The sequence below is a fragment of the Streptomyces luteolifulvus genome (assembly GCF_008806595.1).
GTDB lineage: Bacteria > Actinomycetota > Actinomycetes > Streptomycetales > Streptomycetaceae > Streptomyces > Streptomyces luteolifulvus.
Genome location: NZ_VZRB01000023.1, coordinates 132,199 through 140,056, shown reverse-complemented (window position 1 = coordinate 140,056; position 7,858 = coordinate 132,199). Strand labels below are relative to the sequence as shown.

Sequence of the window (7,858 nt, the reverse complement as noted above, 5' to 3'; positions counted from 1 at the left end):
CGACCCCACCGCCTGGACCACACCACCCTCCACGAACTAACGCGGAGCAGCACTAGGGCCTGTTCTGGACACCGAAGGCTCGTATCAGACGTAGCGCCTGTACGCCACACAACCGGAACATCGTCACCAAAAGGCGCAAACCGTCCCACAAACCTGGCGTGTGCCCGCCACGACGGGCCACGCTGGGCGGGGATGGCCTGGGGGATGGCAATGCGCACGAGATGTTCCGTGGGGGTGGCGAGCGCCCTGCTCACGCTGCTCGCCGCCCTGCTGACGGGATGTCAGAGGTCGGCGTCCGGTGCGGGCGGAGGCGCGGAGGGCCGGCTCGGCGGGGAGCCCACGGCCACGGTGACCGCGACGCGGGCCTCCGGCTATGGCGCCGTGTTCCTCGGGATCGGCGAGTGCAGCTCGTTCGGGACGACCAGCTTCACCGAGGTGGCGTGCACCAGCGAGCGCGCCGCGGCACGGGTCGTGACGCGCCACGACGGCACGGTGGGCGACGGTCCGCTCTGCCCGGGGACCACCGACTTCGTCCTGCACATCAGCGAACAGCGCCCGTCCTTCGACGAGGACGGCGACGGCGCGGTCCCCCAGGGCTACGCCTGCATGCGCAGCCTCCAGCCGCCGCACCCGGGCGATCCCGGCGGCGGGGGCGGCCCCCGCACCATCGTCGGGGACTGTGTCCACGGGCTGGGCGCCGGCAAGGTCCGGGAGACGGCGTGCGACGGCAAGGGCGAGAAGAAGCCGCAGTACAAGGTGACGGCGGCGGTCCGCAGCCGCTCGAAGTGCCCGGCGTCCACCGCGCTGTACGTCCAGCTCGGCGGCACCGAACCGGTGGGCTGCGCCCGGCCGGTGTGAGTCAACGGCCGGGCGCAGCGGAAGGGTGCGGAAGGGTCAGGGACGCAGCGCCGGCTCGCGCTCCACGTCCCTCGTGTCCAGCTTGGCGTCGAACTTCGCCAGCGGCTTGGCGGCCGACGGGTTCGCCCGGACGGTGGCGGGGGCCACGCCCGCCCACTGGAGAATCCGCGCGGTGGCGAGGGCCTTCTCGTCGGCGACCAGGCCGGCCACATTGGCGCCGTGGTTCAGCCCGGGCGCGGTGAGGACGTACGAGTCCTTCGCGCCGTTGCCGAGACGGAACCGCTCCGCACCCCACGGGTCGTTCTGGCCGTAGACGAAGAGCATGTGCCGGGCGTTGTGCCGCACCCAGCTGTCGACGTCACGCATCGCCGACGGCTGGAACTTCATCGGGATCGAGCGCGGGACGAAGTTCCGGGGCGGCTGGTAGCCGTAGCGGACGTACTGCTTCTCGATGTGCGGGAAGCGGATCGTCGGCGCGCCGAGCTGCGTGCCCGCCTGGTAGTAGTACGGCGTGTACGGCTCCAGGCCCTGGTCCGTGTAGAAGGAGAAGCCGGAGATCGTGTCGACGGAGTTCCAGATCTCGTCGTCCGTCGCGGCCGCCGCGTTCGCCGGGATCGAGTCGCAGTCGGACAGCAGGCTGTACTGCCAGAAGCCCCAGACGTAGTCGAGGACGACCGCCTCGTACGCCCGGTCCAGGCTGCCGATCGTGTGGAACGTGTAGCCGTTCTCGGCGGCGACGGCCTCATACTTCTTCTCCAGCGGCTCGCGGCGCACCAGCGCCTCGCGCTGCACCGCGTTCAGCCGGTCCCGGCACTCCTTGGTGCCGACCTTCTGGAAGAAGCGGTCGTAGGCCGAGTCCTCGTTGTTGACGACGTCGTTGGGGGCGACGTAGGCGATGACGCCGTCCATGTCCCGCGGGTAGAAACGCTCGTAGTAGGTGGCGGTCATGCCGCCCTTCGAACCGCCCGTGGAGACCCAGTTCTTGGTGTAGACCGACTTCAGGGCCTTGAAGATACGGTGCTGGTCGCTGGCGGCCTGCCAGATGTCCAGCTTGCTCCAGTCGGCCGGGTCGGGACGGGACGGCGTGAAGAAGCGGTACTCCATGGAGACCTGGTTGCCGTCCACGATCTGGGTCGGCTCGCGGCGGCTCGGGTTCGTGGAGACGTTGTAGCCGCCGGTGTAGAAGACCGTCGGACGGGAGACGTCCTTGTGCAGCACCGTGATCCGCTGCTGGAACGTTCCCTTGGACGGGTGCCGGTGGTCGACCGGCTGGGTGTAGTTGAGGACGAAGAACCGGTAGCCGGTGTACGGCTTCTCCTGGACCAGGCTCATGCCCGGGACGGACAGCAGCCGGTCCTTGATGTCGGTGTCGGTCGTGGCGGTGGTGCCGGTGGCCTCCGGCTCGACGGCGGTGGCCGCCCCCGCCGTGCTGACCGTGCCTATGAGCACCGTGAGCGCCAGCAGCCATCTGAGCGCCTTGCGCATGCACACTCCCCTGTGAGACAGATGTGCGCCGGAAGCTAGTGGAGCAACTCCGTTCAGCACCAGGGGAGATGAGGAGATCGGGGGAAAACCCTCTGCAAACCGGCCAGGGAACGGCTCCTAGGGTCAGCAGAGAATCCAGCCGGAGCTGACCGACCCCCGTCCGACCCGGCCCTTGACCCACACGCACCGGTGGCCCGCGTGCACGGTCACCGGGCCGGCGCGGCGGAAGTAGCGTCCCTCGTCGACGACGGGACGGTTGCCGCGTGCCTGGACACTGACCGACATGTACTGCTTGATCCCGGGGCGTTCGGGGAGCGTGACGGCGCAGACGTAGCCGCGCCGCTTGTAGACGTGCACGTCGCCGGTGCTGAACGAGAGGGTCCTGACCTTGCGGCCCGAGCAGGACGTGGCGGCCTGCGCGTCCCCCGGCGCCACGACGGCGAGCAGTCCGGACGCCGTCAGTACGGCCAGGCCGACCGCGAGCCGCCGGCGCATCCCACCACTGTCCACTGTCGTCCCTCCCGCACCACGACATGAGCGTACTGGTGTACGGACGCAGGACATGTGTCGGATGGTTGCACGACCGTCATCGGGACCGCTCAGCCCCCGGGAGGCACCCCCCCTCACGTCTGCGTGCCGACCCCCACACGCTCCTCGCCCGGCTCACCGACGAACGTCCGCCACAGTTCGGCATATCCGCCCCCGCGCCGCAGCAGTTCCTCGTGGGTGCCGTCCTCCGCGATGCTGCCGTGGGCCATCACCACGACGCGGTCCGCCCGCGCCGCGGTCGTCAGGCGGTGGGCGACGACGAGGGTGGTGCGGCGGCTGGCGAGACGGTCGGCGGCCTGGTTGACCTGGGCCTCGGTGGCCAGGTCCAGCGCGGCGGTCGCCTCGTCCAGCAACAGGATGTCCGGGTCGACCAGTTCGGCCCGGGCCAGGGCAATCAGCTGGCGTTGCCCGGCGGAGAGGTTGCGACCGCGTTCGGCGACCTCGTGGAGATAGCCGCCGTCGAGCGTGGCGATCATCTCGTGCGCGCCGACCGCACGGGCCGCCGCCTCGACCTCGGCGTCGGTGGCGTCGGGGCGGCCGTAGGCGATGGCGTCGCGGACGGTGCCCTGGAAGAGGTACGCCTCCTGCGGAACCACGCCCAGGCGGTGGCGGTACGCGGTGATGTCGAGGGAGCGCAGATCCGTGCCGTCGACCGTGACCCGGCCGGCGGTCGGGTCGTAGAAGCGGGCCACCAGCTTGACGAGGGTCGACTTGCCCGCGCCGGTCTCACCGACGAAGGCGACGGTCTGTCCGGCGGGTATCCGCAACTCGATCCCGCTGAGCGCCTCTTCCTCCGCGCCGTACGCGAAGTGCACGTCCTCGAAGGCGATCTCGCCCCGCAGGGACGGCACGTCCTGCGGCTCGTCGGCGGCGCGTGTCGACGTCGGTTCCCTCAGCAGCTCCTGGATACGGCCCAGCGAGACCGTCGCCTGCTGATAGCCGTCGAAGACCTGCGAGAGCTGCTGCACGGGCGCGAAGAACAGGTCGATGTAGAGCAGATACGCGACCAGCGCACCGGTGGTGAGCGTCTCCGCGTCCACCCGTCCCGCGCCCGCGACCAGCACGGCGGCCGCCGCGACCGAGGACAGGAACTGCACGAAGGGGAAGTAGATCGATATCAGCCACTGGCCGCGGATACGGGCCTGGCGGTAGCTGTCGCTGCGTTCGGCGAACCTGCGCCCGCCGTCCCGCTCACGCCGGAAGGCCTGCACGATCCGCAGCCCGGACACCGACTCCTGGAGGTCGGCGTTGACCGTGGACACGCGCTCGCGGGCCAGTTCGTACGCCTTCACGCTCGCCCGGCGGAAGAAGTACGTGGCGACGATCAGCGGGGGCAGTGTGGCGAACACGACGAGCGCGAGCTGTATGTCGATCACCAGCAGGGCGCCCATGATGCCGAAGAAGGTGACGAGTGAGACGAACGCGGTGACCAGCCCGGTCTGCAGGAACGTCGACAGCGCGTCGACGTCCGTCGTCATCCTCGTCATGATCCGCCCGGTCAGCTCCCGCTCGTAGTAGTCGAGTCCGAGCCGCTGGAGCTGGGCGAAGATCTTGAGCCGCAGGGAGTAGAGGACCCGTTCGCCGGTGCGTCCGGTCATCCGGGTCTCACCGACCTGGGCCGCCCACTGGAACGCCACGGCGAGCAGGGCGAGCAGCGAGGCCGCCCAGACCGCGCCGAGAGCGGCCGCGGAGACACCCTGGTCGATGCCGTGCCGGATCATGACCGGCAGCAGCAGGCCCATACCGGCGTCCACGGCGACGAGACCGAGGCTGACCAGGAGTGGGAGGCCGAAGCCCTTGAGAAGCCTGCGCAGACCGTAGGAGTCCTCGGAGGTGACCGCGCGCGCCTCGTCGACGTCCGGGGTGTCGGCCGCCGGCGGCAGCGCCTCCACCTGGGCGAGGAGTTCGGGGGTGGCGGGCATGCCCTCCATGGCGATGTCCCGGGGCACGCGCTCGCCCGCCCACAGCCTGGGGGTGATTCCGCGCTCGGCGTCGAACTCCGCGTCCAGTTCGTCCCGTACGGACGTCTCCTCCTGGGGAGCGGCGGGCTGGGCATGGCCGGGCGAGACACCGCCGAGCTCGTCGGGGTCGGTGAGCAGGCGACGGTAGAGGGCGGATCGTTCCTGCAGTTCCTCATGGGTGCCGAGGTCGGCGAGGCGGCCGCCGTCCAGGACGGCGATGCGGTCGGCGAGGTTGAGGGTGGAGCGGCGGTGGGCGATCAGCAGGGTGGTCCGGCCCTCCATGACCTGCTTCAGCGCCTCGTGGATCTCGTGCTCGACCCTGGCGTCCACGGCGGAGGTGGCGTCGTCGAGGACGAGCAGCCTCGGGTCGGTGAGGATCGCGCGGGCGAGCGCGATGCGCTGGCGCTGGCCGCCGGAGAGGGTGAGGCCGTGTTCGCCGACCTTGGTGTCGTAGCCGTCGGGCAGCTCGGCGATGAATCGATCCGCCTGCGCGGCACGGGCGGCGGTCTCGATCTGCTCGCCGGTCGCGTCGGGACGGCCGTACGCAATGTTGTTGCGCACGGACTCGGAGAACAGGAAGGAGTCCTCGGGAACCAGGCCGATCGCGGCGCGCAGCGAGTCGAGGGTCAGCTCGCGGACGTCGTGGCCGCCGATGAGGACGGCGCCGTGCGTCACGTCGTAGAAGCGCGGGAGGAGGAGCGAGACCGTGGACTTGCCCGAGCCGGAGGAGCCGACGACGGCGAGGGTCTCGCCGGGGCGGATCTCGAAGCTCAGCCCGTCGAGAACGGGGCTGGTCCTGCCGGCGTGGTCGTAACCGAAGGAGACGTCGTCGAACTCGACGGTCGCGGGGGCGTCGGCGGGGAGGTCCTTGGTGCCGTCGGCGATCGACGGCTCGGTGTCGATCAGCTCCAGGACGCGTTCGGTGCCGGCGCGGGCCTGCTGGCCGACCGTGAGGACCACCGCGAGCATACGGACCGGGCCGACCAACTGCGCGAGATAGGTGGAGAAGGCGACGAACGTACCGAGGGTGATGTGCCCGCGGACGGCCAGCCAGCCACCGAGCGCGAGCATCGCGACCTGGCCGAGGGCCGGGACGGCCTGGAGGGCGGGGGTGTACCTGGCGTTGAGGCGGATCGTGCGCAGACGGCCCGCGAAGAGCCGGCGGCCGACTTCACGGAGCTTGCCGGTCTCCTGCTCCTCCTGCCCGAACCCCTTCACCACGCGTACGCCGCTGACGGCTCCGTCGACCACTCCGGCGACGGCGGCGGCCTGGGCCTGGGCGTACCAGGTGGAGGGGTGCAGCCTCGTCCGGCTGCGCTTGGCGATCCACCACAGGGCGGGGCCCACGGCGAGGGCGACCAGGGTGAGCGGCAGGGACAGCCACGCCATGATCACCAGGGAGATCAGGAAGAGGAGAAGGTTCCCGATGGTCATCGGGAGCATGAAGAGCAGGCCCTGGATCAGCTGGAGGTCGCTGGTCGCCCTGCCGACCACCTGGCCGGTGGACAGCTCGTCCTGCCGCCGTCCGTCGAGCCGGGTGATCGTGTCGTACATCTCGGTCCGCAGGTCGTGCTGGACGTCGAGGGCGAGGCGGCCGCCGTAGTAGCGGCGGACGTAGGTGGCGACGTAGACGAGGACGGCCGCGCCGATCAGGGCGGCCGCCCAGGGGGCCATGTCCCGGGTGTTGTCGCCGATCACGTCGTCGATGATCACCTTGGTGACCAGGGGGACGAGGGCCATGACGGCCATACCGGCGAGGGAGGAACCAAGGGCAAGGACGACGTCCTTGGGATACCGCCAGGCATATGCGGCCAGCCTGCGTGCCCAGCCCCTTGTCTCCCCCTTGTGCACTGCCACGCCGGTGCCTCCGTTCGTCCTGGACTACCGGAAGGCACCAACACGGAAGGAACCGGATTTCATCCCTCCGTCACGGTCGGGACGGTCCTGTCCTGACCCGCAGGGAGTAGAGACGGGTCGTCTGTGCCGGGTTCTGGTTGTCGTCGCTGACCAGGAGCACGTCGAGGCGGCCTCTGCTGTGGCCCGTGATCACCATTCCCTCGATGTTGTCGAGGAGCGGGTTGGGCTGAGGCTGCTTGGCGGTTGCTCCCAGTGACGGGCAGGTCACCATGTCCGTCAGCAGGGTCTTCCTGATCAGACGCACCCCGTCCTGGCCCGTCAGGTTCTGCGTCCGGCTCGTGTCCGTCGCGTGGCGGGGGTCGGCCAGGTACAGGCGGACCGCGTTGCCCACGCCCGGGGTGAAGCCGCGTTCCAGGACGAGGAGGCGGCCGTCGGGGGTGGCCCGGACCTCGGGGACGCCGAGGCCGGTGTCCGTGCGGTAGGCGTACTGGGCGGCGAGGCGGAAGGGGCCGTCCCCTGTCCTGCGCCAGGTCTGGAAGCGGACGATGCCGGCCGAGTCGCCGGAGAGCGCGTACTCCATGGAGGCGAGCAGGGTGCGGCCGCCGGGGAGCAGGGTCAGGCCCTCGAAGGTGCCGTTGGAGACGGCGCGGCCGGCCGGGGCGACCCGGAGCGCATCGGGCACGGGCAGGCGGTCGAGGATGGTGCCGTCGGGGGCGTAGCGGCGGACCGACGGCTCGGTCTCGGAGGTGATCAGGCGGGTGCCGATGGGGGTCCCCCCGCTCGAGCGAAGCCGAGAGTGGGGGAGGTCGATCACCAGGCCCTCGGAGTCGAGCGCGGCCCCGTTCTCGTCGGCGAGCGGGAGGACCGACGTCGGCGCGAGCGTCCGCGCGTCGAGGCCGAACAGCGAGGAGCGGTCGGACAGGGCCGCGAGCGAGCCGTCCCGGTCCACGGCGAGCGCGGAGAAGTTGCCCACGAAGGTGCCCCGGTAGGTCGTCTTGTCGAGCGCGTCGGAGAAGCGCTCGATCGAGACGGACGCGGAACAGGCGTGGTTCTCCCGGGCGTTGGCGGGACCGGCTGCGGTCGGACCGGTGGCCGCCGCCAGGCAGGCGACGGCGGTCGCCAGTACGGTTCTCAGGCGCATGCGGGTC

The 7,858-nt window shown here is 70.6% G+C and carries 5 protein-coding genes; 1 reads left to right on the top strand and 4 read right to left on the bottom strand.

What is annotated here, in order from left to right; all coding sequences use genetic code 11:
• Nucleotides 1-210: 210 nt before the first annotated feature.
• Nucleotides 211-858 (top strand): hypothetical protein, encoded by a 648-nt coding sequence (locus F7R91_RS28635; RefSeq protein ID WP_150953051.1) that lies wholly within the window; start codon nt 211-213, stop codon nt 856-858.
• 36 nt (nt 859-894) lie between these two features.
• Here F7R91_RS28635 and F7R91_RS28630 read toward each other — a convergent pair whose 3' ends face one another.
• The 4 genes from F7R91_RS28630 to F7R91_RS28615 form a co-directional block, all read right to left on the bottom strand.
• On the bottom strand, nt 895-2,343 hold the full coding sequence (locus F7R91_RS28630; protein WP_150953048.1) for a S28 family serine protease: 1,449 nt from the start codon (nt 2,341-2,343) through the stop codon (nt 895-897).
• A gap of 123 nt (nt 2,344-2,466) precedes the next feature.
• Complete coding sequence (locus F7R91_RS28625; protein WP_225320823.1) at nt 2,467-2,838, bottom strand: hypothetical protein; 372 nt, start codon at nt 2,836-2,838, stop codon at nt 2,467-2,469.
• A gap of 128 nt (nt 2,839-2,966) precedes the next feature.
• The gene (locus F7R91_RS28620; RefSeq protein ID WP_150953042.1) at nt 2,967-6,710 is read right to left on the bottom strand and encodes an ABC transporter ATP-binding protein; all 3,744 of its coding nucleotides are present in this window, start codon (nt 6,708-6,710) and stop codon (nt 2,967-2,969) included.
• 70 nt (nt 6,711-6,780) lie between these two features.
• Nucleotides 6,781-7,851 (bottom strand): esterase-like activity of phytase family protein, encoded by a 1,071-nt coding sequence (locus tag F7R91_RS28615; RefSeq protein WP_150953039.1) that lies wholly within the window; start codon nt 7,849-7,851, stop codon nt 6,781-6,783.
• Nucleotides 7,852-7,858: the final 7 nt, after the last annotated feature.

Excerpts from the sequence above, each read along its gene's own strand:
- F7R91_RS28625 (WP_225320823.1), bottom strand. The coding sequence starts at position 2,838 with ATGCGCCGGCGGCTCGCGGTCGGCCTGGCCGTACTGACGGCGTCCGGA.
- F7R91_RS28615 (WP_150953039.1), bottom strand. The coding sequence starts at position 7,851 with ATGCGCCTGAGAACCGTACTGGCGACCGCCGTCGCCTGCCTGGCGGCG.
- F7R91_RS28635 (WP_150953051.1), top strand. The coding sequence starts at position 211 with ATGCGCACGAGATGTTCCGTGGGGGTGGCGAGCGCCCTGCTCACGCTG.
- F7R91_RS28630 (WP_150953048.1), bottom strand. The coding sequence starts at position 2,343 with ATGCGCAAGGCGCTCAGATGGCTGCTGGCGCTCACGGTGCTCATAGGC.